Below are 26,478 nucleotides of genomic sequence, written 5' to 3' on the forward strand. Positions count from 1 at the left end.
CCGGTATTAGAATGGGGTTCATGGTGCGCACCCCTCTCACCCCCGAAGAGCGCGAACGCGGCGAGCGGCTCGGCAAGCTGCTGCGTGAGGCGCGTGGCGGCCGGAGCATGACGGAGATCGCGGCGAGCGCGGGCATCTCCGCGGAGACCCTCCGGAAGATCGAGACCGGCCGGGCACCGACCCCGGCCTTCTTCACGGTCGCCGCGCTGGCCGGAGTCCTCGGGCTGTCCATGGACGACCTGGCCGGACAATGCGTCCTGGTGCCCCTCTGAGGAACCCGCGCCACGCGTGAAAACTCCCCGTAGCACGTCCGTAACACGACTGGTGTTGCCTACGGGGCGGAATGCTCCGGCCTCACGGGAGTTGAGCGATGGCGGCGGATCAACTCCCGGTTGAAGTCGGTGAGTTCGCGACCTACCTGGACGGCCTGCTGGCACGCCTCGACCCGTCCGGCGGCTGGTGCGCGGTGTTCTGGCAGCGCGACCCGGAGGGCATGCGGGCCTGCCTCGACGGGCGCGAGATGCCGCCCTGGGACGTGGTCGAGGCCCTGCTGCGGGATCTTGCCGGGCAGTACGGCCCGGGGGGAGCCGGCCCGGAGACGGACCGGGCCCGTGCCCTGCACGCCGCGGCGCTCGCCGCGTACGACGGCCGGCCCGGGGGTCGCGACGCCCTGGGCGACCGCCTCGACGTCATGCTGCGCGAACAGAGGTACGCCGCCGAACGCCAGGCCGCCCTGGCCCGCCACCTGACCTTGGCCACGACCCGCGAGCAGGCGGACGCCCTGCGTCTGGACCTGGCCTGGGCCCGTGACGACCACGAACGGGCCGTGGCGCGCTGCGCGGAACTCCGGGCGCGGATCGCCCACCTGGACAGACGTGACCAGGAGGTCCTCCCGAGGGTGTGGGAGGACGCCGCCGCCAGACCGTCCAGGGCTGGTGACGGGTACGAGCCCGGGGCCCCGCGGACCGGGACCGGTGCCGCCGACCGGCACGGTGCCGGAGACCTGGGGGCCGGGCGGCGCACCCCGCAACACTCGACGAGCCGGCCTGCCCCGTGGGATGCCGCCGCTCCCAGCCCCCCGGCCGCCGGCTCCACCCCCGCCGCTCCCGGACCCCCAGCCGCCGCCACCGGCTCGGCCGCCGGCCTCCCGGCCCCCGGCTCCACCCCTGCCGCCCCCGAACCCCCCACCCCCAAGCAGCGCAAGCGGCGTCGCGGCGGTGCTCGTTTCGCCGGGATGGTGGACGAGGGTGCCGCAGCCGTTGCCGTGCCGCCGGCCGGCGTCGTGCCGGAGCTGCACGTGCCCGCCCCCAGGGCCCCCGGCCGTACCCCACGCGGCGCGCGCTTCGCCGGGGCCGCCGAGGAGGCGGTGGTCGAACGCGCGGCACCGGAGGCCGGCCGGCCCGGGGACGCGGAGCTGGCCGAGGTCGGACGGACCGTCGATCTGCTGGCCCGGCTGCGCGGCGAGGGGCGCAGCGGGGAGGCCCACGCGTTGCTGACCGAGGTCGCCTCGTGGGAGCCCGCCCGGTTTCCGCTGCTCGCGGAGCGCCTGCACCGCGCCGGGCTGGACGCCGACTGGCAGACCCTGCTGTGGGAGGCCGCCTCGCTGCCCGCCGGGCGGCTGGTCGCCGCCGCGGACGCGCTGGTCGCGGCCGGGCGGGCGGGGGACGGACAGCAGATGCTGCGGCAGGGGATCGCACGGCCGCCCGGCGAGGTCGGGGACGCCGTCCTCGGCCTCGCCACCGAGGGGCGCCACCGCGAGGTGCGCGTGCTGCTCGACGCGTACGTGAGGGCCCGGACCCCCGAGGAAGCCGCCCGCAGTGCCGCACCAGACCCGCGGCGCCTCGTGCCGCTCCTCCTGGAGGCCGCCCGGGGTGTGTCGGACGAACGCAGCTGGGATCTCGTGCACGCCCTGCGGGTCGCCGGATACGCCGCCTGACCGGCGACGTCACGCCCCGGGCGACTCACCCACAGGAGTGCGAATCGCGCAATGCCCCGCGGGTTGGCGACGATGGTCTTGGCAACCCCGTGCCAGAGGCTTACGTTCGTGGCTCTACGGCCCGCTTCTACGGGCGTAGAGGCGCAGACGTCGCGTCGAAGGAGCAGCTCATGGCCAACGTCGTACGTGCCGCCCTGGTCCAGGCCACCTGGACCGGCGACACCGAGTCCATGGTGGCGAAACACGAGGAGCACGCCCGCGAGGCGGCCCGCCGGGGCGCGAAGATCATCGGTTTCCAGGAGGTCTTCAACAGCCCCTACTTCTGTCAGGTCGAGGAGCCGGAGCACTACCGCTGGTCCGAGCCCGTCCCCGACGGGCCGACCGTGCGGCGGATGCGGGCGCTCGCGCGCGAGACCGGCATGGTGATCGTCGCGCCGGTGTTCGAGGCGGAGCAGCCGGGCTTCTACTACAACACCGCGGCCGTGATCGACGCCGACGGCACCTACCTCGGCAAGTACCGCAAGCACCACATCCCGCAGCTCAAGGGCTTCCGCGAGAAGTTCTACTTCAAGCCCGGGAACCTCGGCTGGCCCGTCTTCGACACGGCCGTCGGCAAGGTCGGCGTCTACATCTGCTACGACCGCCACTTCCCGGAGGGCTGGCGCCAGCTCGGCCTGGCCGGCGCCCAGCTCGTCTACAACCCCTCGGCCACCCACCGGAGCCTGTCGTCCCACCTGTGGCGGCTGGAGCAGCCCGCGGCCGCCGTCGCCAACGGGTACTACATCGCCGCGATCAACCGTGTCGGGCAGGAGGAGTACGGGGACAACGACTTCTACGGCACGAGCTACTTCGTCGACCCGCGCGGGCAGTTCGTGGGGGACGTCGCCAGCGACAGCGAGGAGGAGCTCGTGATCCGGGACATCGACCTCGACCTCATCGAAGAGGTACGGCAGACGTGGGCCTTCTACCGCGACCGCCGTCCCGACGCCTACGAAGGGCTGGTTCAGCCGTGACCAACGACCTCCTGGGCCGTCACCGGGCCGTGCTCCCGGACTGGCTCGCCCTCTACTACGAGGAGCCCCTCGAGATCACCCACGGCGAGGGCCGCCACGTCTGGGACGCGCAGGGCAACCGGTACCTCGACTTCTTCGGCGGCATCCTCACCACCATGACGGCGCACGCGCTGCCCGAGGTGACCAAGGCGGTGAGCGAGCAGGCCGGACGGATCATCCACTCCTCCACCCTGTACCTCAACCGCCCGATGGTCGAACTCGCCGAGCGCATCGCCCAGTTGAGCGGCATCCCGGACGCCCGCGTCTTCTTCACCACATCGGGCACCGAGGCCAACGACACCGCCCTGCTGCTCGCCACCGCGTACCGGCGCAGCAACACCATCCTCGCGATGCGCAACAGCTACCACGGCCGCTCCTTCAGCGCCGTCGGCATCACCGGCAACAGCGGCTGGTCCCCGACCTCGCTCTCCCCGCTCCAGACGCTGTACGTGCACGGTGGCGTGCGTACCCGCGGCCCGTTCGCCTCCCTCAGCGACGACGCCTACATCGCGGCCTGCGTCGACGACCTGAAGGACCTGCTCGGCCACACCCGCCCCCCGGCCGCGCTGATCGCCGAACCCGTCCAGGGTGTCGGCGGGTTCACGGCACCGCCGGACGGGCTCTACGCCGCCTTCCGCGAGGTGCTGCACGAGCGCGGCATCCTGTGGATCGCCGACGAGGTGCAGACCGGCTGGGGCCGCACCGGCGAGCACTTCTGGGGCTGGCAGGCCCACGGGCGCAACGGACCGCCCGACATCATGACCTTCGCCAAGGGCATCGGCAACGGCATGTCCATCGGCGGGGTCGTCGCCCGCTCCGAGATCATGAACTGCCTGGACTCCAACAGCATCTCCACCTTCGGCGGCACCCAGATCACCATGGCCGCCGGCCTCGCCAACCTCAACTACCTGCTGGAACACGACCTCCAGGGCAACGCCCGGCGCGTCGGCGGCCTGCTCATCGAACGGCTGCGGGCGGTCGCCGCGCACGTCCCGGCCGTACGGGAGGTACGCGGCCGCGGCCTGATGATCGGCATCGAGATCACGAAACCGGGGACCGACGAGGCCGATCCGCAGACCGCGGCGGCCGTGCTGGAGGCGGCCCGCGAGGGCGGCCTGCTGATCGGCAAGGGCGGCGGGCACAACACCAGTTCGCTGCGCGTCGCCCCGCCGCTGTCCCTCAACGTCGCGGAGGCCGAGGAGGGCGCCGCGATCCTCGAGAACGCTCTGCGGAGCATCCCGTAGCAGTGCACTGAGCAAGGGGCCCGCCATCATGACCATCACCCTGGATTCCCTGGAGCCCGCCCTGTCGGTCCGGCAGGTCCTCACCCTGGAGCGGGTGCTCGCCGGGGAGCCCGAGGTGGTGGCCGGCGCGCAGCACCTCGACCGGCCCGTGCGCTGGGTGCACGTCGCCGAGGCCGCCGACGTCGGAGTGATGCTCACCGGCGGCGAGATGGTCCTCACCACCGGAGTGCTGCTCGCCGGCGACGAGGACAAGCAGGCCGAGTACGTCCGGTCGCTGCACCGCGCGGAGGCCGCCGCCGTCGTCCTCGGACTCGGCCGCGCCTTCCCCGCGGCGCCGGACGTGATGCGCCGGGCGGCCGAGCGGTGCGGACTGCCGATGGTCGTCCTGCACCGGCCGTTCCCCTTCGCCGAACTGACCGAGGAGGTCCAGTCGCGGCTGGTGCGCCGCAAGTTCGCCGCCGTCAGCCTCTCCGAGGCCGTCCGCACCGAACTCACCGCCCTCATCACCGCCGGCGCCCCGCTGCAACGGCTGCTCGACGAAGTCGCCCGGCACAGCGCCTGCCCGGTCGTCGTCACCAACCTCGCCCATCGTGTCCTCGGCACGGCGGGGGAGCGGCCCGCGGTGGACGACGTGCTGCGCGACTGGGAGCGCATCGCCCGGCAGGCCGGCGGCGTCGAGGGCGACGGCTGGATCCGGGCCGAACTGGGCGGGCGCGGGGAGCGCTGGGGCCGGATCGTGCTGTGCGGCTACCGGGGCGACACCGCCACCGGACGGCTGCTGGCCGACCGCGCCGCCGAGGCCCTCGTCCTGCACCGCATGCTCGCCGGCGGCGCCGCCTGCTCCTGGGAGGAGCAGTCCGCGCAGAGCCTGCTGACCGACCTGGTCAGCGGCGTCGTACCGGCACGGCAACTGCTGCCCCGGGCCCGCGCGGCCGGGCTGCCGGTCAACCGGCGCACCTTCGTGCCGCTCGTCGTCCGCGACGGCGACCCCGCCCGCCTCGAACGCCTCCTGCGGCTGCTGGGCCTGCCCGGGCTGGTCGCCGAACTCGCCGACGGGGCCACCGCCGTGCTGCTCAGCCTGCCCCGGGACCAGGACGCGGGCGCCCTCGCCGTGCATTTCGCGACCCGGCTGCGCACCGAGACCGGCCCGGAGCACACCGTCGTGGCCGCGGCCGAACCCCGCGCCGCCTGGGACGACGTACCCACCGGACTGCGCGAGGCCCAGCACGTCGCGGACGCCGTGGCCGACTCCTGCGCCGTCCTCGACCTCCCGCCGGTCGTGCGCCTCAAGGACGTCCACCTGCGGGGCCTGATCCGGCTGCTGCGCGACGACCCGCACGTGCAGTCCTTCGCGGAGCGGGAGCTGGACGGGCTGCTGCGCGAGACCGACGAGGACCTGCTGTCGGTGCTGCGCACCTACCTCGCCACCGGCCGCAACAAGTCCCGCACCGCCCAGCTCCACCATGTCTCCCGGCCGGCCCTCTATCGCCGCCTGGAGTCCATACAGGCCCGCCTCGGGGTGGACCTCGACGACTTCGAGCAGGCCGCCTCGGTGCACATCGCACTCCTCGCGCACGACGCGCAACAGCAGTGAAACACGCGACCACCTGGGAAAACGGCGGTGAAACATGGGTCAGCAAAAGAGTGACACGGTGGCACGCCGCACGCCCTCGGACGTGACACGCTGCAACTCAAAGACGCCCTTCGCCCTCCCTAGGCTCACGGCACACCGAGCGACCGGAGGTCCCGATGAGCCGAGTGATCCGCGCCGCCGTCTTCCAGACCGCCTGGACGGGCGACAAGGAATCGATGATCCAGGTCCACGAACAGGCGGTCCGCGACGCGGCCGCGCAGGGCGCTCACGTCCTGTGCTTCCAGGAGCTGTTCTACGGCCCGTACTTCTGCCAGGTCCAGGACCCGGCCTTCTACGAGTACGCCGAGCAGATCCCCGAGGGCCCCATCGTCCGCCGCTTCCAGGCCCTCGCGAAGGAGCTGGGCATCGTCCTGGTGCTGCCGATGTACGAGGAGGAGCAGCCCGGCGTCCTCTACAACACCGCCGCCGTGATCGACGCGGACGGCTCCTACCTCGGCAAGTACCGCAAGACCCACATCCCGCAAGTGCGGGGCTTCTGGGAGAAGTTCTACTTCCGCCCCGGCAACAGCGGCTGGCCCGTCTTCGACACCAAGGTCGGCCGGGTCGGCGTGTACATCTGCTACGACCGCCACTTCCCCGAGGGCTGGCGCGCGCTCGGCCTCGCGGGTGCCGAGATCGTCTTCAACCCGTCGGCGACCTCCCGCGGCCTGTCCGGCTACCTCTGGCAGCTGGAACAGCCGGCGGCGGCCGTCGCCAACGAGTACTTCGTCGGCGCGATCAACCGGGTCGGCGTCGAGGAGTACGGCGACAACGACTTCTACGGCACCTCGTACTTCGTGGACCCGGAGGCCCAGTTCGTCGGCGAGGTGGCCAGCGACAAGGAGCCCGAACTGGTGGTGAGGGACCTGGACATGGCCAAACTCCGCGAGGTCCGCGACCGCTGGCAGTTCTACCGGGACCGCGCACCGGGGGCGTACGGACCACTGACAGCTCCGTGAGCGCCCCGGCAGGGGCGCGGGGAACTGCGCGACCAGCCACACACAACCGGCACGTCCACACGGCGAGGAGCGACAGAGCATGAGCACCCGAACCGTCATCCGCGGCGGCCTCGTCATCACCGCATCCGACGAGATCCACGCCGACGTCCTGATCGAGGACGGCCGCATCGCCGCCCTCGCCGCGTCCAACACCCCGGCGGCGCAGGCCTTCACCGCAGACCGCACCATCGACGCCACCGGAAAGTACGTCATCCCCGGCGGCGTCGACGCCCACACCCACATGGAGCTCCCCTTCGGCGGCACCTTCGCCTCCGACACCTTCGAGACCGGCACCCGGGCCGCCGCCTGGGGCGGCACGACGACGATCATCGACTTCGCCGTGCAGAGTGTCGGCCACAGCCTGCGCGAGGGACTCGACGCCTGGCACGCCAAGGCCGACGGCAACTGCGCCGTCGACTACGGCTTCCACATGATCGTCTCCGACGTCAACGAGCACACCCTCAAGGAGATGGACCACCTGGTCGAGGAGGGCGTCACCTCCTTCAAGCAGTTCATGGCGTACCCGGGCGTCTTCTACAGCGACGACGGCCAGATCCTGCGCGCCATGCAGCGCTCCGCCGACAACGGCGGCCTGATCATGATGCACGCCGAGAACGGCATCGCGATCGACGTCCTGGTCGAGCAGGCCCTGGCCCGGGGCGAGACCGACCCGCGCTACCACGGCGAGGTCCGCAAGGCCCTGCTGGAGGCCGAGGCCACCCACCGCGCCATCAAGCTCGCGCAGGTGGCGGGGGCGCCCTTGTACGTCGTGCACGTCTCGGCGACGGAGGCGGTCGCCGAGCTGGCCCGGGCCCGCGACGACGGGCTGCCCGTCTTCGGCGAGACCTGCCCGCAGTACCTGTTCCTGTCCACCGACAACCTCGCCGAGCCGGACTTCGAGGGTGCCAAGTACGTGTGCAGCACACCCCTGCGGCCGAAGGAACACCAGGCCGCACTGTGGCGGGGCCTGCGCACCAACGACCTCCAGGTCGTCTCCACCGACCACTGCCCCTTCTGCTTCGTGGGCCAGAAGGAACTCGGCCGCGGCGACTTCTCCAAGATCCCCAACGGCCTGCCGGGCGTCGAGAACCGTATGGACCTGCTCCACCAGGCCGTCCTCGACGGGCACATCTCCCGCCGCCGCTGGATCGAGATCGCCTGCGCGTCCCCGGCCCGGATGTTCGGCCTGTACCCGAAGAAGGGGACCATCGCGCCGGGCGCCGACGCCGACGTCGTCATCTACGACCCGCATGCCGAGCAGGTCATGTCCGCCGAGACGCACCACATGAACGTCGACTACTCGGCGTACGAGGGCAAACGCACCACCGGCCGGGTCGAGACGGTCCTCTCGCGCGGCGAACCCGTCATCACCGAGCGGGAGTACACCGGGCACGCCGGGCACGGCGTGTTCACCCCGCGATCCACCTGTCAGTACCTCAACTAGGAGTGGCGCAGATGGACTTCGGACTCGTCCTGCAGGCCGACCCGCCGGCCTCGCGGGTGATCAGCCTGATGAAGCGGGCGGAACGCAACGGCTTCGCCTACGGCTGGACCTTCGACTCCGCCGTGCTGTGGCAGGAACCGTTCGTGATCTACAGCCAGATCCTCGCCAACACCACGACCCTGAAGGTCGGGCCGATGGTGACCAACCCGGGCACCCGCACCTGGGAGGTCACCGCCTCCACCTTCGCCACCCTCAACGACATGTTCGGCAACCGCACGGTCTGCGGCATCGGCCGCGGCGACTCCGCGATGCGCGTGGCCGGCCGCAAGCCCAACACCCTGGCCCGGATCAGCGAGGCCATGAAGGTCATCCGGGACCTCGGCAGCGGACGGGAGGCCGACCTCGGCGGCGGCACCGTCGTCCGGTTCCCCTGGATCAAGCCGGGCGCCGAACTGCCCGTGTGGATGGCCGCGTACGGCCCCAAGGCCCTGAAGATGACCGGTGAGGAGGCGGACGGGTTCATCCTCCAGCTGGCCGACCTCTATCTCACCGAGTACATGGTCAAGGCCGTGAAGGACGCCGCCGTCGCCGCGGGCCGGGACCCCGCCGAGGTGACCGTCTGCGTGGCCGCACCGGCGTACGTCACGGAGGACGACTCGCCCGAGGCGCTCGCCCACGCGCGCGAGCAGTGCCGCTGGTTCGGCGGCATGGTCGGCAACCACGTGGCCGACCTGGTCTCCAAGTACGGCGAGCACTCGGCCGCCGTCCCCGAGGAACTCACCGACTACATCAAGGCGCGCGAGGGCTACGACTACTCCCACCACGGCCGCGCCGGCAACCCGGACACCCAGTTCGTGCCCGACGAGATCGTCGACCGGTTCTGCCTGATCGGCCCGGTCGAGAAGCACATCGAGAAGCTGGAGGCGCTGCGCGCGCTCGGCGTGGACCAGTTCGCCGTCTACGACATGCACGACGCGCAGGAGGCCGTGATCGAGGCCTACGGATCGCGGGTGATCCCGGCCGTCAACGGCTGACCCCCGCTGCCCCACCCCCTGAGAACTCCCCCTTCCCAGCGGCTCGGGAAGGGGGCCCAGGACGCTCCCCGGTGCACCCGGAGCGCACCCCCCCATCGGCGCCACCGCACGGCCTTTCCCGTCCCACCTCCCCTGATTGGCCCGGCCCATGACCGATACCGCTCCCACGGCCCCACCGCCGCCCACCCAAGTCACCCTCGCCGACGGCCGGGTGGAGATCGCCCCGGGCGCCCCCGCACCGACCGGCCCCTACGCCAACGAGGACCTGCTGCCGGTCCCGGTCGAGAAGCGCACCTGGACCACCTACAACTTCTCCGCGCTGTGGGTCGGCATGGCCCACAACACCGCTTCCTGGACCCTGGCCTCCGGACTCATCGCCGTCGGCATGGACTGGAAGCAGGCGGTGCTCACCATCGCCCTGGCCAACGTCATCGTGCTGATACCGATGCTGCTCACCGGGCACGCCGGACCCAAGTACGGCATTCCCTTCCCGGTCTTCGCCCGCGCCTCCTTCGGCATCCGCGGCGCCAACCTGCCCGCCGTCGTGCGGGCGTTGGTGGCGTGCGGCTGGTTCGGCATCCAGACCTGGATCGGCGGCGAGGCGATCTACTTCCTGGCCGGCAAGCTCATCGGCACCGGCTGGACGGACGCCGCGAAGGTCGGCGGCTACGCCTGGACGATGTGGCTGTCGTTCGCGATCTTCTGGGCGCTGCAGGTCGTCATCATCTACCGGGGCATGGAGACCATCCGCCGCTTCGAGAACTGGGCGGCGCCCTTCGTGCTCGTCGGGGCGTTCGTGATGCTGTGGTGGATGAGCGACAAGGCGGGCGGCTTCGGCCCGCTGCTCGACCAGCCCTCCAAGCTCGGCTGGGGCCCGGACTTCTGGAAGCTGTTCGCCCCCGCCCTCATGGGCATGATCGGTTTCTGGTCCACGCTGTCGCTGAACATCCCCGACTTCACCCGCTACGGCAGGAGCCAGAAGGCGCAGACGTGGGGCCAGGCCCTCGGCCTGCCGACCACCATGACGCTCTTCGCGTTCCTGTCCGTGATGGTCACCTCCGGCAGCCAGGCCGTCTACGGCGAGGCCATCTGGGACCCGGTGCAGCTCGCCGCCAAGACCGACAGCACGGTCGGCCTGCTCTTCGCGCTGGTCACCGTGCTGGTGGCGACGCTCTCCGTCAACGTCGCGGCCAACCTGGTCTCACCGGCGTTCGACTTCTCCAACATCGCGCCCCGCAGGATCAGTTTCCGGGCCGGAGCCCTCGCCACCTGCGTCCTCGGGGTGCTGATCTTCCCGTGGAAGCTCTACTCCGACCCGCAGGGCTACATCTTCACCTGGCTGGGCCTGGTCGGCGGCCTGCTCGGCACCGTCGCGGGCATCCTCATCGCCGACTACTGGATCCTGCGCCGTGCCCGGCTCGACCTCGCCGACCTGTACCGCCCGGGCGGGCGCTACTGGTACGAGGGCGGCTGGAACTGGCGGGCCGTCGTCGCCTTCGCGGTCGGCGGTGTCCTCGCCGTCGGAGGCGCGAGCTTCAAGCCGCTGATCGACGGCCGTCCCATCCCGGCGCTGGCCGATCTGGCCGACTACGGCTGGGCGGTGGGCCTGGGCACGTCGATGGTCCTGTACCTGGTGCTGATGGCGACGCGCCGCCGCAGCACCGTGTGAGGAAGGCGGGCGCGCTGGAGGGCCGCTCAGCCCTTGTCGCTCTCCAGCGCGGCCACCGCTTCCTTCGCGGCCTTGATGGCGCCCTTGTTGATCGTGTCCGTGCTGGGCGCCTTCTTCGACTCGAAGTCACTGCCGTTGTAGGTGATCATCACCAGCGCGTTGGAGGCGCGGGCGATCACGACGCCCTCGCGGGTCTCCTGCTTGTCCTCGGTCACCAGGTTCACGACGGAGTACGCGCTGTCGCCCAGGCCGGGAACGGCCCCGCCGCCGCTCTTCTTCCCGGTGTGCTCCTCGTACGACTTCTGCGCGGCCTCGTCCGACTCCATGACCTCGTAGGAGACGTCGAGCCAGCGGTAGTCGTAGCCCTTGAGCGCGTTCCAGGAGCAGGTGCGGCGCAGCTCCGAGTCCGTGGACGGGATCTCCTTGCCGGCCGTCTTGGCGCCCGGCACCAGCGACTCGATCGTCTTCTTGGCGACGCTCTCGCACGGGGCGGGCGCGGCCGAGTACGCCTTCGACACCGTCGACGTCGACGGGGCGGACGCGGACTGTGTCTCGGTCTTCTCCTCGGCCGGCTTGTGCTCGGCGGCCTGCGGCGCGGCGAGCGGACCGGACGACAGCGCCCAGCCCGCCGCGGCGAGCACCACCACTGGGGACAGGCGGGCGGTCAGGGCGAGGGGCAGAGGTAGGGAACGCACGGCGCCCTTCTCGTGGGGGACGGAAGGTGCGGAGCGGGTCCGCACGGCGGACGGAACGACAGTCTCACACGAGTGTCTGTGGTGCGGAAGTGTGAACTCGCTCCGTGGCTGCGCGGTGACGGGACACCCCTTTCCACCGCCCGGAAATCGGGCGATTCAGCAGGCGGTGGGCGGTTTACCCGAGGTTTTTCCAGGATCTCGGCCAGGGGAGGGGGACGGGTGGCGTGCGCCTCAGCGCCCCGGACCCTCCCGGAGGAACAGCGAGAGGTCGTGGACGTCCGTGAAGCGCCGTACGTCCGTACCGCCCGCCGCGACGGGGTGGTACGCCTCGAAACTGTGGCGAACGCGTGCCGCGATGCCGAGCCCTCCGTCCCTCGAACCGGCGGGCACCGGCCCCCACCTCGGCTCCCATGCCGGGGGATCGTGCACCGGTTGCCCGCGCCGAACGGAGGCGCGGAAGAGGGGGCGCAGGGCGATCGATAGCCTTCTGGGGAAGCGGAGGAGGTCCCCGGCGCCGACCCCCCGGGATTCTCCCTGGCACCTGTCCTGCCTACCCCGAGGTGAGAGACCCCATGTTCACCACCCGCCCCACCCTCCAGGGCACCTTCGGCATGGTCTCCTCGACCCACTGGCTGGCCTCGCAGTCCGCGATGGCCGTCCTGGAGAACGGCGGCAACGCCTACGACGCGGCCGTGGCGGGCGCCTTCGTGCTGCACGTCGTCGAGCCGCACCTCAACGGCCCCGCGGGCGAGGTGCCGATCCTGCTCGCCCCGGCCGGCGGTGAGGTGCGGGTGCTGTGCGGGCAGGGCGTCGCACCGGCCGGGGCGACCGTCGCGCACTACCGGGGCCTCGGCCTGGACCTCGTCCCCGGCACCGGGCCGCTCGCGGCCGCCGTACCGGGCGCGTTCGACGCCTGGATGCTGCTGCTGCGCGACCACGGCACCCTGACCCTCGAAGACGTCCTGAAGTACGCCATCGGCTACGCCGAGCACGGCCACGCGCCCGTGGAGCGCGTCGGCGAGACCGTCGAGACCGTGCGCGAGCTGTTCGAGACGGAGTGGACCTCGTCGGCGGACGTCTACCTGCCCGGCGGCAAGGCACCGCGCCCCGGCGAGCTCTTCGCCAACCCCGCACTCGCCGCCACCTGGAAGCGGTTGCTGGCCGAGACCGCCGGCGCGGGCGACAGGGAGGCGCGGATCGAGGCCGCCCGGCAGGTGTGGCGCGGCGGGTTCATCGCCGACGCCCTCGTCCGCCAGGCCGGCCGCCCGACCAAGGACACCAGCGGCCGGCGGCACACCGGCACCCTCACGGCCGCCGACCTCGCCGCCTGGTCCGCGACATACGAGACACCGGCGACGTACGACTGGAACGGCTGGACCGTGTGCAAGCCCGGCCCCTGGAGCCAGGGCCCCGTCCTCCTCCAGCAACTCGCCCTGCTCCCAACCGAACTGCCCCCGTACGGTTCGGCCGACTACGTCCACCTCCTGGTGGAGAACTGCAAGCTCGCCATGGCCGACCGGGAGGCCTGGTACGGGGACGCCGCCGACGTACCGCTCGACGACCTGCTGTCCGCCCCGTACAACACGGCCCGCCGAGCCCTCGTCGGCGAGCGGGCCGAGAACGACCTGCGGCCCGGCAGCCCCGGCGGACGCACCCCGCGCCTGTGCGCGCACGCGCGCGTGGCCGCAGCCGCACAGGTGGGCTCCGACGCCCTGGGGGCCGGCGAACCGACCGTCGCCAAGAGCCCGGCGTCCCCCGTGCCGGGCGAACCGGAGATCCTCGCCGACGGGACCACCCGCGGCGACACCTGCCACCTCGACGTCGTCGACCGCTGGGGCAACATGGTCTCGGCCACGCCCAGCGGCGGCTGGCTCCAGTCCAACCCCGTCGTGCCCGAACTCGGCTTCCCGCTCGGCACCCGGCTCCAGATGACCTGGCTGGAGGAGGGCCTGCCGGGCTCACTGACCCCCGGCCGCCGCCCGCGCACCACCCTGACGCCCTCGATCGCCCTGCGTGACGGCGTGCCCGTCATGGCGTTCGGCACGCCCGGCGGTGATCAGCAGGACCAGTGGCAGTTGCACTTCTTCCTCGCGGTCGCGCTGCGCGCCCACGTGCGCGGCGGCCTCGACCTCCAGGGCGCCATCGACGCCCCGAACTGGCACAACGACAGCTTCCCCGGCTCCTTCTACCCGCGCGGCATGCGCCCGGGCAGTGTCACCGTGGAGTCCCGCACCGACCCGGCCGTCGTCGGGGAACTGCGGCGCCGCGGCCACGACGTGACCGTGGGCGGCCCCTGGTCGGAAGGCAGGCTGTGCGCGGTCGCGCGCGACCCGGAGACGGGCGTCCTGTCGGCCGCGGCGAACCCGCGCGGGATGCAGGGATACGCGGTGGGCCGGTGACCCGCCGGGCGGTCGGCGGAGTGCGAACCCGCGATACGCACCGCCGTCCGGCCGCGCCCGGACGCCCCGCTGTTCATCGCGACGCCACCCGCCGTGCACCGGGCGGGCGCGCCGTGTCAGTGGCACGTGTTGTCATGGAGGGGTGATCGACAGCAACGAAACCATCGAAGAGTTTCTCGCACAGCACGCCTCCGACGTCGAAGAGGCGATCCGCAAGGCGGCCGCCTCCGAGATCATGCCCCGCTGGCGCCGGCTGGCCGCGCACGAGGTCGACCAGAAGAGCGGCCCGCACGACCTGGTGACCGACGCCGACCGCAAGGCCGAGCTGTACCTCACCGAGGCGCTGGTCGCCCTGCTGCCCGGGTCGGTCGTGGTCGGCGAGGAGGCGGTCCACGCCAACCCGGCGTCGTACGGGGCGATACGCGGTGACGCGCCGGTCTGGATCGTCGACCCGGTCGACGGGACACGCCAGTTCGTCCGCGGCGAGGCCGGGTTCTGCACCCTGGTCGCCCTGGCTCACCGCGGCACCCTGCTCGCGTCCTGGACGTACGCGCCCGCCCGCGACCGGCTCGCCACCGCCCAGCGGGGCAAGGGCGCCCACCTCGACGGGGAGCGGCTGTTCGCCGGAGCACCGGAGCCCGGCCGGGACCTGCGCGTGGCCACCTCCCACCCCGACTACACGACGGACGAGGAGAAGCACGCCCTGCTCGGCCTGGGCGCCGACGGCGTGGCACCGCGCCCGTGCGGCTCGGCCGGACTGGAGTATCTCGCCATCGCCCGCGGCGAGTCGGACGCGGTGGCGTTCTCCTGGGAAGCCGCCTGGGACCACGCGGCCGGTCTGCTGCTGGTCGAGGAGGCCGGCGGCACCCACCTGACGCTCACGGGCGAGCCGTTCCGCATCGCCGGCGGCAACGCCCTGCCCTTCACCGCCGCCCGCGACGCGGCCACGGCCCGCCGGGTGGTGAACCTGCTGTCGGGCGGGGCCTGAGCGGCATCCCATTGCGTGGTGCACACAACTGGCTACGCAGTGTGCGCACGCGAGGGGTTTCGGTCGCCGCAAAGCGGTCTTCCGCACCGGAAATCACCGGCGGCCGGTGACTGTCAGTCCCCGGGCATATCCTGATCCCCAGTGGCCGTCGGCTGACGAAGGGGTCAGAGGTGCCGTCGATGCTCGATGCCGTCGTAGTGGGTGCGGGGCCGAACGGACTGACCGCGGCCGTGGAGCTGGCCCGCCGCGGCTTCTCCGTCGCCGTCTTCGAAGCCCGCAGCACCGTGGGCGGCGGAGCCCGCACCGAGGAGCTCACCCTCCCCGGCTTCCGGCACGACCCGTGCTCCGCGGCCCACCCGCTCGCCATCAACTCCCCGGCCTTCCGCGCCCTGCCGCTGGAGCGGTACGGCCTGGAGTGGCTGCACGCCGAGCTGCCCATGGCGCACCCCTTCCCGGACGGCACGGCGGCCGTCCTGGCCCGCACGGTCGGCGAGACAGCCGCCTCCTTCGGCCCGCGCGACGCCGGCGCGTACCGCAGGCTCATCGAGCCCTTCCTGCCCAAGTGGGACACCCTCGCCCGGGACTTCATGTCCCTGCCGATGACCGCCCTGCCCCGCGACCCGCTGACCCTCGCCCGCTTCGGCCTGGCCGGGCTGCCCCCCTCGACCCTGCTGATGCGCCGCTTCCGCGACGAACCGGCCAAGGCCCTGTTCTCCGGGCTCGTCGCCCACGTCATGGCACCGCTCGGCGGCTTCGCCACCGGCGCCATCGGCCTGGTCTTCGCCCTCGCGGCGCACGCCCGCGGCTGGCCCGTCGCCCGCGGCGGCTCCCAGTCCCTCTCCGACGCCCTCGCCGCCTACCTGAAGGACCTCGGCGGCAGCGTCCACACCGACTACGAGGTCAAGCGCCTGGACGACCTGCCGCCGGCCCGGGCGTATGTCTTCGACACCTCGCCCACCGCCCTGGCCCGCATCGCCGGCTTCGGCAACCACTACGCCGGCTACCGCTACGGCCCGGGCGTCTTCAAGGTCGACTACGCGCTGGACGGCCCCGTGCCCTGGACCGCGAAGGAGGCCCGCGCCGCCGGCACGGTACAGGTCGGCGCGAGCAGCGCGGAGATCGGCGCGGCCCTGAGCGCGGTGTCCCGGGAAGGCCGGGCCCCCGACAGGCCGTTCCTGATCACGGTCCAGCCGAGCGTCGTCGACCCCACCCGGGCCCCGGCGGGCAAGCACGTCTTCTGGGCCTACGGGCATGTCCCGCACGGCTGGACCGGCGACCTCACCGACACCATCGAGCGCCAACTGGAGCGCTTCGCCCCGGGGTTCCGCGACCGCGTCCTGGCGCGCGCCACGGCCGGCCCGCCCGAACTCGCCGCCCGCAACGCCAACTACGTCGGCGGCGACATCGCCTCCGGCGCCGCCTCCGGCCTCCAGCTGCTGCTGCGTCCCAGGGCCACCCTGTTCCCCTACAACACCCCGCATCCGGCCGTTTTCATCTGCTCGTCGGCGACCCCGCCGGGCCCCGGAGTGCACGGCATGTCGGGGCACAACGCGGCGAAGGCCGTCTGGAAGAGACTGAGGCAGATATGACGGCCGTCGAACTGGTCCAGGGCGACATCACCCGCGAGAGCGTCGACGCGATCGTCAACGCGGCCAACTCCTCGCTGCTGGGCGGGGGAGGGGTCGACGGGGCGATCCACCGCCGCGGCGGCCCCGCCATCCTGGAGGACTGCCGCAGGCTCCGCGCGGCGCACCTCGGCAAGGGCCTGCCCACCGGCCGGGCGGTCGCCACCACCGCGGGCGACCTGGACGCCCGCTGGGTCGTCCACACGGTCGGCCCGGTGTTCAGCGCGAGTGAGGACCGCTCCGCCCTCCTCGCCTCCTGCTACCGCGAGTCGCTCCGCGTCGCCGGTGAACTCGGCGCCCGCAGCGTCGCGTTCCCCGCCATCTCCACCGGCGTCTACGGCTGGCCGATGGACGACGGCGCCCGCATCGCGATCGAGACCGTACGGGCGGCCGACACGACGGTCGAGGAGGTCAGGTTCGTCCTCTTCGACCGGCCCGCGTACGAGGCGTTCGCCGCGCATCTGCACTGATCCGCGGCACGGCAGCGCTCAGACGGGCTCGGGCTCGAAGTGCCGCAGCAGGTCCCGGCCGGGCTGGACCACGCCGTAGCTGTTCTCCGGAACGGTGTTCCACACCCCCGGAAGATCGCCCAGCGGTTCCGACACCACCAGCCGGGTCTCGTCCGAGATGTGGTTCAGGAAGGCGAGATCGGGGTGCAGGGCACGCACGTCCTCCACCCGGCTGCTGTAGTACAGCGAGCGCGAGGCCCCGCCACTGGAGTACCGGAAGAACCACACCCGCTCGCCGTCGGTCACCGCGACCGTCATCTGGAGCGGCTCCGGTACCCCGTTCTCGTGACCGAGCCGCTCGACGAGCCCCGCCATCCGGGCCACCGCGCTCGGCGGATCGCCGTCGAGACCGAGAGTGAGGGCCACGTGGAACATCACCTCGGAATCCGTCGTGCCCTCCAGAGAAGGGAACAGCTCCGGCGCTATCGACATCATCAGATCCCGGCGCATCGCGGAGAACCCGGTGATCGCTCCGTTGTGCATCCACATCCAGCGTCCGTGCCGGAAGGGGTGGCAGTTGGTCTGCTGCACGGCGGTCCCGGTCGAGGCCCGCACATGGGCGAAGAACAGCGACGAGCGGACGTGGTCGGCGATCTCCCGCAGATTGCGGTTGCTCCAGGCCGGACCCGTGTCGCGGATGACGGCCGGGGTGCGCAGATGCCACGCGTACCAGCCGACGCCGAAGCCGTCGCCGTTGGTGGTCTCGACCCCCATCCGCGCGTGCAGGCTCTGGTCGATCAGCGAGTGCTCGGGGCGGTAGAGGACGTCGTCGAGCAGCACGGGGGTGCCCGAGTAGGCGAGCCAGCGGCACATGGTCCGTACTCCCGTTCCGGGCCGCCCCGGCCGTGCCGGGCGGCCTGCTCTGGATGATCGTCGCCGATGCGCCCCGCACGCCGGGCGGCGGTGCGTGACTCAAGGAGACTCCGGCCGCGGCGGCGCCGCATCGCCCGCCACGGGTGGTCTCCCGCGCACACCCCGGCCCGGGCCAGGGTGTGCGCGGGAGGGCGAACACTGAGATGCTGAGCGAGACGATCGCCAGGTCAGGGCCGACCGACGGACGGCAGGCGGGGGTGAGCCCCATGGCCGCTGCAGACGAGATGCCGGAGGCGGGGTTCGCGTGTGCCGACCCCACCGGCGACCCGCTGCTGCGCACCCGGTTCGCCCTGCCGGCCAGGCCCGCCACCTTCGTGCGCAGGCCGCGCCTGACCGGTCACCTCGACCAGGCCCTGGGGACACCCCTGACGATGGTCAACGGGTCGGCCGGCGCGGGCAAGACGCTCCTGGTCGCCGACTGGGCGTCCGGGCTGCGCCACCCGGTCGCCTGGCTCACCGCCGAGAGCACCGATCAGGCCCCCGGCGTCTTCTGGGCCCACGTGCTGCAAGCTCTGCGCGCGGCCGGCGTGCCGGTGGCGAGCGAGGTCGGCAGCCCCGCCGAGGCGGGCCGCGTGGACCAGCGGACGCTCACCCGGCTCGCCGCCGGTCTCGAAGGCAGGGACCATCCCACGGTCGTCGTCCTCGACGAGTTCGACCGCGTGGTCTCCCGCGAGATCGCCGAGCAGCTGGAGTTCGTCCTGCACCACGCCGGGCAGGGCCTGCGTCTGGTCCTGGTCACCCGCACCGAAGCCCTGCTGCCGCTGCACCGCTACCGTGCTTCGGGCGAGATGACGGAGATCCGGGACGCCGAACTGGCCTTCACCCCCGACGAGGCCCACGAGCTTCTGACCCGGCACGGCCTGCACCTGTCCGCGAGCGCCGTGCAGGCCCTGGTCGAACGGACCCGGGGATGGGCCGCGGGTCTCAGGCTCTGTGCGCTGGCCGCCCTGCAGGGCACGGACCCGCACACCTACCTGAAGCAGTTCGAGGCGGACCACAGCGCGGTGGCCGACTTCCTGCTGGCCGAGGTGCTCGACCGGCAGGCACCCGACACACAGGACCTGCTGCTGCGCATCAGTGTTCTGGAGCGCTGCTGCCCCGACCTGGTCAACGTGCTGACACAGCGCACGGACGCGGAGCCCATCCTGGCCGCGCTGCAGCGCGAGAACGCCTTCGTCCACTACCTCGGGCACTCGTGGTACAGCCTGCATCCCCTGTTCGCCGAGATCCTCCGCGCCCACCTGCGCGAGCGCTTCCCCGGCCTGGAGCCGGAACTGCGCAGCCGGGCGGCCCAGTGGCTGCGGCGCTCGGGAGCCCTGCCCGAAGCGCTCGCCCAGGGCGCGGCGGCCGACGACTGGGAGTTCACCGCACGGGCCGTGGTCGACGACCTCGCCCTCGGGCAGCTGTTCACCGGCCTGCGCTCCGACGACCTGTCCGCGCTGTTCGAGCGGATGGGCCCCGACGTCAGGGGCCCGGCCCCGGACCTCGTCCGAGCCGCCCGCGAGCTGGCCGGCCGCGATGTCGAACACGGCCTGGCGCACCTGCACCGGGCCGAGGAGGAGCTGGCCCGGGACGGCGCGACGGACCCGGCGGCGGCCGGGCTCACCTGCGCCCTGCTGGAGGCGCTGGCAGCGCGACTGACCGGAACCCCGGGCAGGGCGGAGCGCGCCGCGGAGCAGGCCTCGGCCCTCAGGCCGGAGGTTCCCGGGCATCTGCTCGACGAGCACCCGGAGCTGAACGCCCTGCTGCTCACCCACCTGGGCTCCGCCCGTCTGTGGGCCGGGCGCTTCGAGGACGCCCGGAACGTCCTGTCGGCCGTTGCCGGACGCCCCGGCGGAGCGGCCATGGCGCTGCCCCGCTGGGAGGCTCTGGGCCACCTGGCGCTGATCGACTACTTGAACGGCTGGCTCGGCCGGGCGGAGCACAAGGCCCTGGCGGCGGCCGGCCAGGCACAGCGGTACAGCCTCCCGCAGCGGTCCGGGGCCGGCCTCGGCACCCTGGTCCGGGCCGCCGTCCTCATCGACCGCGACGAACTCGACGAGGCGCAAGCGCTTCTCGACGAGGCCGCCGCCTCCCACCCGCGCGTAGCGGATCCCGTCGAGGAAGCGGGCCGGGTGCTCACCCGGGGCCGGCTGCTCCTGGCCAGGGGAGACGCCCGGGCCGCGCTCGCGGCGGCGGACGCGATCGTCCCGGCCGTCATGAGCTCACCCTGGGCCGAGGACCACGCCGCCGCCCTCGCCTCGGCCGCCCACCTGGCCCAGGGGCATCCCGAGTCGGCCCGCAAGGCCGTGGAGCGGGTGGCCGACCGCCGGGCCGCCTGCGCCGTGCAAGCCGCCCGGGCACGGCTCGCGGCAGGCCACCCGGAAGAAGCGCTCGACATGCTCGACCGCCTGCCGGAGACCGACCGGCCCGGGCCGGCGGTGACTGTCCGGGCCACGCTGGTCCGCGCCCAGGCCGCCCACGAGCTCGGCGACCACACCGCCGCCCACCGCCTGGTCGGGCGAGCCCTCCTGGACGGCCGGCGCGAGCAGCTGCGCCTGCCGTTCCTGGAATGCGGCCCCTGGATCCGCCCGCTGCTGAGCACCGGCCGTCTGCGGGAGCTGGCGGGCGGCTGGCTCGTCCCCGCAGCCGGGCACGGCCGCCCCGCACCCGCGGCACAGCCCCAGCCGCCCGCGCTCGTCGTCGAGGAACTGAGCGCGCGCGAACACGATGTGCTGTGCAGACTGGCCGAGATGAGGTCGACGGAGGAGATCGCGGCCGACCTCCACGTGTCCGTGAACACCGTGAAGACCCACCTCAAGAGCATCTACCGCAAGCTCGCGGTGAGCCGCCGCGGCGACGCGGTGCGCCGCGCCCGCGACGCCCGGATCCTGTGACCGCGTGGCCCGGTCCCGCCACTCTCGCCCGGGGAGGGTGAGGCGCGACGGCCGCTCCGCGGCTGCGATGGACGGGTGACACGCTGGCGCACCCTGCTCGTCCTCGGCACCGCCCAGTTCCTGATGGTGCTGGACACCTCGGTCATGAACGTGTCGATCAGCCAACTGGTCGACGACTTCGACACCGAGGTCACCGCCATCCAGGCGGTCATCACCCTGTACGCCCTGGTCATGGCGGCGTTCATGATGGTCGGCGGACGCCTCGGGGACGTCCTGGGACGCCGGCGCATGTTCCTCCTCGGGCTGGTGGTCTACGGCACGGGATCGGCACTGACCGCCGTGGCGCCCAGCCTGTGGGTCCTCGCCCTGGGCTGGTCGGTGATCGAGGGGCTCGGCGCCGCCATGGTCCTGCCGTCCATGGCGGCACTCGTCGCCGAGTCCTACCGGGGACGGGACCGGGCCGTCGCCTACGGCGTGATAGGCGGCCTAGCCGGAGCCGGTATCGCGGTGGGGCCGCTGCTGGGCGGCTGGATGACGACGTACCTCACGTGGCGTCTGGTCTTCGCGGGCGAGGTCCTGGTCGTCGTGGTCGTGCTGCTCTTCCGCCGGCTGATCCCCCGGACGGCCCCGAAGGACCCGCGGCCCCGGCTCGACGGCGTGGGCGCGGTGCTGTCGGCCACCGGCCTCGCCCTGTGCGTGCTCGGCGTGCTCCAGAGCAGCACCTGGGGCTGGGTGCAGCCGCGCAACCCGCCCTTCACCGTCCTGGGCTTCGCCCCGACTCTGTTCGTCGTCGGCGCCGGAGCTCTGGTCCTGTACGGCTTCGTGCGCTGGGAGCGACGGCGCGACGCCCGGGGATCCGACGCCCTGGTGCACCTGTCGCTGCTGGGCAGACCCGTCCTGCGGTCGGGCCTGCTGATGCTGGTGAGCCAGAACCTCATCCTGCTGGGGCTGTTCTTCACGATCCCGCTGTACCTGCAGGTGGTGCAGGGCTTCGACGCGTTCGAGACCGGCCTGCGCCTGCTCCCGGTGTCCCTCACCATGCTCGCGACCTCCCTCTTCGCCGCACGGCTCGGCCGGTCGGCGGGTCCGCGCCCGGTGGTGCGGCTGGCTCTGCTGACCCTCGCGGGAGCGATCGTGTGGCTGCTGGCGACGATCGACCCGGCCATCGACGACGCACAGTTCGCCGGGGCCATGGCCGTGCTGGGCGTGGGCATGGGCCTGCTCGCCTCACAGCTGGGCAACGTCGTCCAGTCGGGCGTCGGCGAGGAGGAGCGCAGCGAGGCGGGCGGGCTCCAGTTCACGGCCCAGAACCTGGGCTCCGCGCTGGGCACCGCGCTCATCGGGTCGCTGCTCATCGGAGCCCTGGTGCACGCCTTCAGCAGCCAGGTCGAGGCCGACCCCCGGCTGTCGGACGAGGCCCGCAGACAGACCGGCATCGCCCTGGAGGCCGGGGTCAGCTTCGTGTCCACGGACCAGGTCCGTTCCGCGGCCGAGCGGGCCGGTCTGCCGCCCGCGGAGGTCGAGGCGGTGACGGACTCCTACGCGGCGGCCCAGCTCGACGGACTGAAGGCGGCCGTCCTCGCCACCGGCGGGATCACCCTCGCCAGTTTCCTGGTCACCTCGCATCTGCCGACCGCGCGACAGAGCTCCGCGCAGCGGCCCGGCCCGGCTGCCACGACCGGGCCCGCGGGCCGCCGGGCCGGCGGAGAGGCAGACGGCTGATGGCCACGGACCGCGGTGCCCCGCGCAAGGCACAGGGCGTGGAGCGCCGGGCCCACGCCGACTACACCGGCGGCGTCTACGGGGCCATGCTCGCCGCCTCGGTGGTGATCGGTGCCGGAACCCTGGGGTCGCTGCCCCGGCTGGAACTGGTGCTGCTCCTCGTGCTGACCGGCGCGGTCTTCTGGCTGGCGCACGTGCACGCGCAGTTGTTCGGAGCGCGGCTGTCGCGGCGGACCGTCGACCGCGCGACCGTCCTGCACGTGTGCCGCGAGGAGTGGCCGATCCTGCAGGCCGCGGGCCCGCCGGCCGCCGCCGTCGCCGTCAGCCCGCTGCTGGGCCTGGACGTGCAGGGCGCCGTGTGGCTGGCGCTCGCCGTGGCGGTGGCGGAGCAGGTCGGCTGGTCGGTGGCCGCGGCGGTCCGGGCCGGTGCCTCCCGGGGGCAGCTGGCCGCGTCGGCGGCGGTGAACCTGTCGCTCGGTTTGCTGATCATCGCCTTCAAGTTCGTCCTCAAGCACTGACACGGGCCCCGCGCGTCGCGGGCGGAGGTTCACCTGCGCCGGGTGAGGGCGCACGGTTCGCCGAAGCGGACCATCGATAGGGAAGGGCGCGCCTCCCCCTCTCGGGCCGCCCGCGGGAGAGCAGCTCATGCGCTATGAGATCCGCATCGCCGGACAGATGTCGGAGACACTGGCGAAAGTCTTCCCGGAACTGGATCACGTGGTGGTGTCCGGGCAGACGCTGCTGTACGGCCCGGTCGTGGACGAGGCCCACCTGTACGGGCTGCTGACCCGTTTCCAGTCGCTGGGGCTCAGGGTCGTGGAGATGCGCCAGTTGCCGGAGTGACCGGCTCACGGGAGTGACCGGCTCACGGGAGTGACCGGCTCACGAGGCCGCCGTCCGAATCCTGCCGGACCGGGCGGCGGCGCCCAGCGCGGCGAAGTCCCGCTCGTTCCGGTCGGCGTAGGACTGCGCGAACGCGGTGAGCGCGCGATCGAAGCCGTTCCCGCCGCCGAGGTAGGCCCCGATGGCTATGGGATCGCCCGAGCGGGCATGGGCCCTCGCCAGACTCGCCCCGCACAGCCCGGCGAACAGCCGCAGCAGGACCGGGTCCATCGTCTCCGGCCGGGCGATGCCCTTCCAGTCGCGCAGCTGACGTACGTAGAAGTCCCGCTCGTGCCCGTCGAGGCCCACGGCGTGCGTCCAGCCGAGGAGGATGTCGCTGGTCGTCTGGATCAGCCGCTGGCCCGCCACCACGCGGCGGCCCTCGTTGTCGTAGCGGATGCCGTCGGTGTGGTCGGCGAGTACCGACGCCTGTGCCTCCTTGGCCTGGAGCAGCAGCGGATCGTCGTCGTCCCGGCCGAGCAGCAGCACGATCCAGCAGCGGGTGCCGACGCTGCCGACACCCACCACCTTGCGGGCGATGTCGACCAGCCGGTAGCGGCGCAGCAGATGCCGGCGCTCGGACGACAGGGTCCGCACGTATCCCTCCAGGACGGCGCGCAGCTCCTTCTCCTGCCCGTGCGGCGCGGAGTCGTCCACCAGGTCGCGCAGCGGCGTGATCAGGGGCGGGTCGGGGGCGATCCGCCGGCCTTCGTCCGTGACCCGGGTGAGTTTCGCGAAGGCCTGGAGGTGGGTGCGGGTCCTGGCCTTCGCCGTCGCCTCGGCGGTACGGCGCCTCGCCTCCTTGGCCATCGACGCGGCCATCAGCTCCCGCAGCCGGTCGGCGTCGTCCTGCGCGTACCAGATGTCCAGGGTGCGCATGCCGGCGAACTCCCGCATCCGCTGCCGGTAGGCCCGTACGCACGTCTCCACGACCTGGTTCTGCTCCTCGGTCTCGAAACCGTTGGCCCGGCCCGCGATGGCGAAACTGGCCGCGAGCCGCTTGACGTCCCATTCGAACGGCCCGGCCAGGGTCTCGTCGAAGTCGTTGATGTCGAACACCAGATGGCGCTCCGGCGAGGCCAGCAGCCGGAAGTTCAGCAGATGGGCGTCGCCGCAGAGCTGCACCCGCAGCCCGGTGTCCGCGGCGGCCCCGAGGTCCGCCGCCATGATGGCCGCCGCGCCCCGGTAGAAGCGGAACGGGGACTCCAGCATGCGGGCGTAGCGGATCGGCACCAACTCCGGTACACGGGTCGCAGACTGACGTTCCAGCACCTCGACCGGGTCGAAGCGCTGCGGACCCGCGTCGAAGAAGCCGTGGGAGGAGCGGGGGACGTGCCGTCGCACGTTCCGCCCCTCGGCCGCTCGCTCGGCCGGCGACAGGTAGGTGGTGAGGGGGCCCGGTACGGTCATGTCTCAGTCCTCCGGCCGCGAGGCGAAGTCGTCCGAGGGTTCCCGTCCCCGGCGGCGCAGGCCCGCCTGCACTGCGCCGGCCAGGATCCGTGCGGCAACGCCCACCAGCAGCAGCCCGCCCACCATCTGAACCATCGTCAGTACGCGGCCCGTCTGGGTGCGGGGAGTGACGTCCCCGTATCCGACCGTGGTGAACGTGGTGAGCGTGAAGTACAGGGAGTCCGTCTTGGTCAGCGGTTCGCTGAACGAACCCGGGGTGGAGTGCTCCAGCAGGTAGTAGGTGCCCGCGAAGAGCAGCAGGAAGAGGACCAGCGTGGCGGCCAGGGCCTCGACGGCCTTCAGCCGCGGGTAGGGCGAGTTCGCGATGGCCCGCACCTCCCACCAGAAGATCACGAAGACCAGCAGCAGACCGCAGGCGAGCAGGGCCGAGGTGCGGCTCGTGCTCCGCCCGTCCAGAGGCAGCACGTAGTAGACGGTGACGAGACCGGTCGCGATGAGCGCCGCACGCACGAGGACCGCGGCCGTCGCGCGTCGCCGCGGCCGCCGACGCCGTTCTCGCTCCTGTTCCTGCTCCTGGTCCTGCTTCTGCCGGAGCCGGGCGGACTCGGTCCGGGCAACCGCTGGATCGTTCATCTCGTGTCTCGTGCTCCTGTGCCGGCACATGGGGTCCTTACCACCTCACCCCGGCGAGGCCGGGAGGGGATCACCCGCCGGGGGTGATCCGGCGGCCGACGCCGCGCGCGACGCTGCTCGGCAGGAGCGCTCCCGCGGATGCGCGGACCGCCGATGAGGAGGAGCCATGGCCACGTCACCGAGCCAGGGGCCACGTACCGGCGCCGCGTCCGGGCCCCCGGGGACGGCGTACGGCACCGCGGGCGACCCCGCCCAGGTGCTGGCGGCCCTCGGACGCTCCTGGACGTGGATCCTCGCCTCGGCGGTGGCGACCCTCGTGCCGGGCGTCCTGCTCCTGGTCTGGCCCGAGGCCACCCTGCACGTCGTGGCGGTGCTGATGGGCCTGTACCTGCTGGCGGCCGGGGCGTTCCGCTTCGTCGCGACCTTTGCCCGGCAGGAGCAGGGCCACCGCCTGCCCAGCCTGCTCCTGGCGGTGCTCTACGTGCTGGCCGGAGTGCTGTGCCTGAGGAATCCGCTGCAGACCATCACCGCGCTGTCGCTGATCGTCGGCCTGGTCTGGCTGGTGTCCGGCATCCTCACGCTCTACACCGCCCTCGCCGCCCGGGACCTGCCGCACCGCGGCTTCCTCCTCGGCGCCGCGGTGCTGGGCATCGTCGCGGGCATCGTGGTGCTGGCCCTGCCCGCGGAGTCGGCCCGCGCGCTGACCCGGCTGCTCGGCCTGTGGCTCGTCCTGCTCGGACTGGCCGAGGCCGGGCTCGCGTTCGCGTGGCGGGCGGCGCTGCGCGGATCGCCCGCCGCCGGTCCGCACGGCTCCACCGGGAACGCCTGAGCCGGCGGGACACGTGACGGCGCAAGG

23 protein-coding genes are annotated in these 26,478 nt (G+C 72.7%); 18 read left to right on the forward strand and 5 right to left on the reverse strand.

From position 1 onward, the window contains the following. Positions 1-11: 11 nt before the first annotated feature. From RFN52_RS32785 to RFN52_RS32825, 9 genes are all read left to right on the forward strand, one after another. Entirely contained in the window at positions 12-272 is a 261-nt protein-coding gene (locus tag RFN52_RS32785) for a helix-turn-helix domain-containing protein (protein WP_184851707.1), read from the forward strand. 98 nt (positions 273-370) lie between these two features. After that, complete coding sequence (locus RFN52_RS32790) at positions 371-1,936, forward strand: hypothetical protein (protein ID WP_184851709.1); 1,566 nt, start codon at positions 371-373, stop codon at positions 1,934-1,936. A gap of 170 nt (positions 1,937-2,106) precedes the next feature. Further along, complete coding sequence (locus RFN52_RS32795; protein WP_184851711.1) at positions 2,107-2,949, forward strand: nitrilase-related carbon-nitrogen hydrolase; 843 nt, start codon at positions 2,107-2,109, stop codon at positions 2,947-2,949. Beyond that, positions 2,946-4,232: an aspartate aminotransferase family protein gene (locus tag RFN52_RS32800; RefSeq protein WP_184851713.1), complete on the forward strand. Its 1,287-nt coding sequence runs from the start codon at positions 2,946-2,948 to the stop codon at positions 4,230-4,232. Before RFN52_RS32795 ends, RFN52_RS32800 begins: the two co-directional genes overlap by 4 nt. A gap of 28 nt (positions 4,233-4,260) precedes the next feature. Continuing rightward, positions 4,261-5,826, forward strand: coding sequence for a PucR family transcriptional regulator (locus RFN52_RS32805; RefSeq protein ID WP_184851715.1), 1,566 nt, complete (start codon positions 4,261-4,263; stop codon positions 5,824-5,826). Positions 5,827-5,981: 155 nt separating this feature from the next. Next, on the forward strand, positions 5,982-6,824 hold the full coding sequence (locus RFN52_RS32810) for a nitrilase-related carbon-nitrogen hydrolase (protein WP_184851717.1): 843 nt from the start codon (positions 5,982-5,984) through the stop codon (positions 6,822-6,824). Between the two features lie 79 nt (positions 6,825-6,903). Then, complete coding sequence (gene hydA / locus RFN52_RS32815) at positions 6,904-8,307, forward strand: dihydropyrimidinase (protein WP_184851719.1); 1,404 nt, start codon at positions 6,904-6,906, stop codon at positions 8,305-8,307. Positions 8,308-8,318: 11 nt separating this feature from the next. Continuing rightward, positions 8,319-9,341, forward strand: a complete 1,023-nt coding sequence (locus RFN52_RS32820) for a TIGR03842 family LLM class F420-dependent oxidoreductase (protein ID WP_184851721.1) — start codon at positions 8,319-8,321, stop codon at positions 9,339-9,341. A 148-nt stretch (positions 9,342-9,489) separates the two neighbouring features. Further along, positions 9,490-11,010: an NCS1 family nucleobase:cation symporter-1 gene (locus RFN52_RS32825; RefSeq protein ID WP_184851723.1), complete on the forward strand. Its 1,521-nt coding sequence runs from the start codon at positions 9,490-9,492 to the stop codon at positions 11,008-11,010. A 26-nt stretch (positions 11,011-11,036) separates the two neighbouring features. Here the strand turns inward: RFN52_RS32825 and RFN52_RS32830 are convergent, their stop codons facing one another. Both RFN52_RS32830 and RFN52_RS32835 read right to left on the reverse strand, forming a co-directional pair. Then, positions 11,037-11,705 (reverse strand): hypothetical protein, encoded by a 669-nt coding sequence (locus RFN52_RS32830; RefSeq protein ID WP_184851724.1) that lies wholly within the window; start codon positions 11,703-11,705, stop codon positions 11,037-11,039. Positions 11,706-11,936: 231 nt separating this feature from the next. After that, positions 11,937-12,095 (reverse strand): hypothetical protein, encoded by a 159-nt coding sequence (locus tag RFN52_RS32835; RefSeq protein WP_184851727.1) that lies wholly within the window; start codon positions 12,093-12,095, stop codon positions 11,937-11,939. 182 nt (positions 12,096-12,277) lie between these two features. On the opposite strand from RFN52_RS32835, the gene RFN52_RS32840 reads away from it, so the two are divergent. The 4 genes from RFN52_RS32840 (at position 12,278) to RFN52_RS32855 (ending at position 17,187) form a co-directional block, all read left to right on the forward strand. Next, positions 12,278-14,104 carry a gamma-glutamyltransferase family protein gene (locus tag RFN52_RS32840; protein WP_184851729.1) on the forward strand — a complete coding sequence of 609 codons (1,827 nt, stop codon included), beginning with the start codon at positions 12,278-12,280 and terminating at the stop codon, positions 14,102-14,104. A 142-nt stretch (positions 14,105-14,246) separates the two neighbouring features. Further along, complete coding sequence (locus RFN52_RS32845; RefSeq protein WP_184851731.1) at positions 14,247-15,092, forward strand: inositol monophosphatase family protein; 846 nt, start codon at positions 14,247-14,249, stop codon at positions 15,090-15,092. A 179-nt stretch (positions 15,093-15,271) separates the two neighbouring features. Then, positions 15,272-16,681: a phytoene desaturase family protein gene (locus RFN52_RS32850; protein WP_184851733.1), complete on the forward strand. Its 1,410-nt coding sequence runs from the start codon at positions 15,272-15,274 to the stop codon at positions 16,679-16,681. Continuing rightward, positions 16,678-17,187 carry an O-acetyl-ADP-ribose deacetylase gene (locus tag RFN52_RS32855; RefSeq protein WP_184851735.1) on the forward strand — a complete coding sequence of 170 codons (510 nt, stop codon included), beginning with the start codon at positions 16,678-16,680 and terminating at the stop codon, positions 17,185-17,187. The genes RFN52_RS32850 and RFN52_RS32855 overlap by 4 nt, the downstream gene beginning before the upstream one ends. Positions 17,188-17,205: 18 nt before the next feature. On the opposite strand, the gene RFN52_RS32860 is transcribed toward RFN52_RS32855, so the two are convergent. Next, positions 17,206-18,039 (reverse strand): class II glutamine amidotransferase, encoded by an 834-nt coding sequence (locus RFN52_RS32860; protein ID WP_184851737.1) that lies wholly within the window; start codon positions 18,037-18,039, stop codon positions 17,206-17,208. Positions 18,040-18,305: 266 nt separating this feature from the next. Here RFN52_RS32860 and RFN52_RS32865 point away from each other — a divergent pair, with 266 nt between their 5' ends. The 4 genes from RFN52_RS32865 (at position 18,306) to RFN52_RS32880 (ending at position 23,540) form a co-directional block, all read left to right on the forward strand. Then, on the forward strand, positions 18,306-20,975 hold the full coding sequence (locus tag RFN52_RS32865) for a winged helix-turn-helix domain-containing protein (RefSeq protein ID WP_184851739.1): 2,670 nt from the start codon (positions 18,306-18,308) through the stop codon (positions 20,973-20,975). Positions 20,976-21,050: 75 nt separating this feature from the next. Further along, a complete protein-coding gene (locus tag RFN52_RS32870) occupies positions 21,051-22,697 on the forward strand; it encodes an MFS transporter (protein ID WP_184851741.1) in 1,647 nt (548 codons plus the stop codon). Further along, a complete protein-coding gene (locus tag RFN52_RS32875) occupies positions 22,697-23,215 on the forward strand; it encodes a hypothetical protein (protein WP_184851743.1) in 519 nt (172 codons plus the stop codon). The genes RFN52_RS32870 and RFN52_RS32875 overlap by 1 nt, the downstream gene beginning before the upstream one ends. Before the next feature lie 127 nt (positions 23,216-23,342). Beyond that, positions 23,343-23,540 carry a DUF8691 family protein gene (locus RFN52_RS32880; protein WP_062930072.1) on the forward strand — a complete coding sequence of 66 codons (198 nt, stop codon included), beginning with the start codon at positions 23,343-23,345 and terminating at the stop codon, positions 23,538-23,540. A 39-nt stretch (positions 23,541-23,579) separates the two neighbouring features. Here the strand turns inward: RFN52_RS32880 and RFN52_RS32885 are convergent, their stop codons facing one another. Together RFN52_RS32885 and RFN52_RS32890 are read right to left on the reverse strand one after the other, a co-directional pair. After that, the gene (locus tag RFN52_RS32885; protein WP_184851745.1) at positions 23,580-24,989 is read right to left on the reverse strand and encodes a DUF2252 domain-containing protein; all 1,410 of its coding nucleotides are present in this window, start codon (positions 24,987-24,989) and stop codon (positions 23,580-23,582) included. 3 nt (positions 24,990-24,992) lie between these two features. Continuing rightward, entirely contained in the window at positions 24,993-25,622 is a 630-nt protein-coding gene (locus RFN52_RS32890) for a potassium channel family protein (RefSeq protein ID WP_184851747.1), read from the reverse strand. A 166-nt stretch (positions 25,623-25,788) separates the two neighbouring features. Here RFN52_RS32890 and RFN52_RS32895 point away from each other — a divergent pair, with 166 nt between their 5' ends. After that, a complete protein-coding gene (locus RFN52_RS32895; RefSeq protein WP_184851749.1) occupies positions 25,789-26,451 on the forward strand; it encodes an HdeD family acid-resistance protein in 663 nt (220 codons plus the stop codon). Positions 26,452-26,478 lie beyond the last annotated feature (27 nt).

This window comes from Streptomyces collinus (assembly GCF_031348265.1).
GTDB classification, from domain to species: domain Bacteria; phylum Actinomycetota; class Actinomycetes; order Streptomycetales; family Streptomycetaceae; genus Streptomyces; species Streptomyces collinus.